Origin of the sequence: Citrobacter sp. Cpo030, from assembly GCF_030333005.1 — a bacterium.
GTDB classification, from domain to species: domain Bacteria; phylum Pseudomonadota; class Gammaproteobacteria; order Enterobacterales; family Enterobacteriaceae; genus Citrobacter; species Citrobacter portucalensis.
This window is the reverse complement of sequence record NZ_JAOWGT010000039.1, coordinates 1-2648: the sequence shown is the minus strand read 5'-3', so window position 1 is coordinate 2648 and position 2648 is coordinate 1. Positions and strand designations below refer to the sequence as shown.

Annotated in this window: 3 protein-coding genes and 1 pseudogene; all 4 read left to right on the top strand. The window is 44.1% G+C overall.

Annotated features, from left to right (window positions below; genetic code table 11):
* Positions 1-180: hypothetical protein (locus OGY37_RS01270; protein ID WP_286619841.1), on the top strand; the 180-nt coding region annotated here is incomplete at its 5' end.
* 23 nt (positions 181-203) lie between these two features.
* Positions 204-1562 (top strand): S-type pyocin domain-containing protein, encoded by a 1359-nt coding sequence (locus tag OGY37_RS01265; RefSeq protein ID WP_286619848.1) that lies wholly within the window; start codon positions 204-206, stop codon positions 1560-1562.
* Positions 1563-2072, top strand: a complete 510-nt coding sequence (locus tag OGY37_RS01260; RefSeq protein WP_286619846.1) for a DUF6392 family protein — start codon at positions 1563-1565, stop codon at positions 2070-2072. It abuts the gene before it with no gap.
* Positions 2073-2122: 50 nt separating this feature from the next.
* Positions 2123-2572, top strand: a pseudogene (locus tag OGY37_RS01255) (DUF6392 family protein).
* The last annotated feature ends 76 nt before the right edge of the window (positions 2573-2648 follow it).

Genomic DNA, 2648 nt, shown 5'->3' with positions numbered 1-2648 from the left:
AACCGCTACAGCTTAACGGTTCCTTCATGCCCGCATGCACTGGATGTGTTGCGTTTTGAGGGACTGGAGCAGTTAAGCGTCCAAAAAGGTCAGATATTTGAAGGGCGAACCGATGCAGAAGGGAAAACGGCCCGTGTTTATACCGCGTTGCCTGAATCACTGAAAGTAGAGCTACTGTAAACCATGGAAGGAAGAAAGCGGTAATGGTGCAGATACTGGGGACCGGAGAGGGGAAAACATCATCAGCGGCGAAAGAGCCGGTTGTTGAGCGCAAACCCGCACAGGTGTTTTTTGAATCAATGGCGCTGGCTAACTCTGCGGCTGGCACATACATTGAGCTTTCGCAAGCAGCAACAGGAACAATGGGGGAAGTGTCAGGCACTCTGGGCAGGGCTGTGGGTCAGGCAGTCACCAGCGTTGGTGTAGAAACAGCAGCTACGGTTGGTCGGCGTTTTGCATTGGGGGCACTCTTCTATTCGAAAGGGTTGAATGCAGGTGAGACGGAAATGCTACAGAGCATACGTGGCGACCAGCTCTACCATAACCTGATCCATGGGCAAATACTGATTGGCGCATACACCCGCCAGAACTTAACCGTGACTCGGGAAGAGTATCTTTCTGAATATACTCTGAGGAGTATTGCTGAACAGAACGGGAAAGCCCGCACACGTGTACGTTTTCGTATTGAAGAAGACCCCGCGACAGGGGAAATGATTTCCCGCAGTTATGAGGTGGGGGAAAAAAGTGGGCTGGATCGGGTTCGTGTCCGGTTTGCAAAACAAGTCAATGACGATCTCTGGCAATTTGAAGATGCCTTATCTGGTGTGACGCTGCTCTGGTCGAGGTCTGGCGGGCAGGGGCGATTTGAGTGGGGAGCCAGCCCGACCACTGTCCATGATGGTGAAACAGGCGGTTATTCCACGCCACCTACACCAGTTCCGGAAGCTCGGGGTATTTGGGGATTGCCTAACCCCGCCCCCGAACCGTTACCCCCCGTACCGGGAACGCCGATCCCGGAGGAGCAGAAGCCAAATATTGAAACGCTGCCCATTGAGGATCGGGATTTCAATGACTTTATCATTGTTGACCCGATGGGGGTTGTATCGGCGATTTATGTGTATTTTCAAAAAGCCCCGGTGGAAGAGTATGAAGTTGATTTTTATGAAAATTTCGAAGGGCGTTCAAGGCAGGGCCTATATGAAGTAGATCATATTCCATCTAAGGCGGCAGTTCGGATATACTTAAAAAAATTATATCCTGATGAATGCAGAGAAATTATCGAAAAAATGATTGATAAGGTCGCAGCGGTTGTGATTCCGAAAGCCGTACACAAAAAATGTAGTAAGACCTACGGTGGGCGGAATAATCAGAATATTGAGGTGGAAAATGGTGAAGTATTAACACAAAAGGAACTGGACGCAAGTAATCTGGAAGCCGCAGTCAATGCTAACTGGGATGCGAATGCTGAGTGTCTTAAGAATGAATATGGCATGAGTAATGAAAAGAGCGAAGAGATCAGAACCAGATTACATGAGTTGAATCGACTAATAGGATTGTATTGAATGAATATAAACGTGGAAAAATTGGTAAAGCAGTTAGGGAATTCTTATTTTGACATTATTGAAAAAGGCTTGATTCCTTACAAAACTGAACCCTACGGTGCAGTCGATGATGATGAATCTATATTAAATATGAAACGTGAAGGGATTTTTTTAGTCTTTACGAATGATCCTGATAAAAAATTCAAAGAAATATCTTTAAAGTTAGAAGACGAAGGGAAAACCGACTGGATTTTTCCTAATCCGATGCCATTTGGTCTGGAGCCTGTGATGACGCAGCAGTGGGTGCGGGCACGCTTCGGGCTGCCAATGATTTATGTCGACGCGAAGGTGGTTATGACGAGCTATAGGGGGGTAAAGGAATTTTATCCATTATTGGTACCTGACCAAAATATAGTTGCTTCATTTAGTTATAATAAAGAACCCTTTGTGGAGAGTGTGACTTTTTATCCACTGGAACGAGCAAAGAAGATTCAGGTTGCGCTGGAGAAAAAACGACTTGGTGGCAAATGAATATTGACGTCGAAACTCTTGTGCGGTAATTAGGCAAACCTTATCAGGATATTTATGATAAAGGTTTAACTCCCTACAAAACAAAACCAACGGGTACTGTTAGTGATGATATTACCAGGTTGAATATGAGGCGAGAAGGAATATTTTTATCTTTTATCAATAACCAGGAAAAAACTTGAAGACGTGACTTTGCGGTTAGAAGATGAAAATAAAACGGATTGGTTATTTCCTAATTCGCTGCCATTTGGTCCTGAACCTGTAATAATCCATAAATGGGTAAGGGACAAACTTTGCCATCCAACGATATACACTGATGCGCAGATAATCATGACTATTTATGTTGGTGTGAAGGGATTTTATACTTTGCCGGCCCCTCATCAATATATCGCTGCCGCATTTACCTATAACAAAGATTTTTTGTACAAAAAGTCACATTCTACTTAATTGAGCGAGACAAAGAAATACAAGCCGCGTTAGAGAAAAAACGGCTGGGTGGATAATGAGTGTGAGAGATGAGATATTTTTATTAACACTATGTGTTAATAAATTTTGATGTACTAATTAAACATGTTAGAT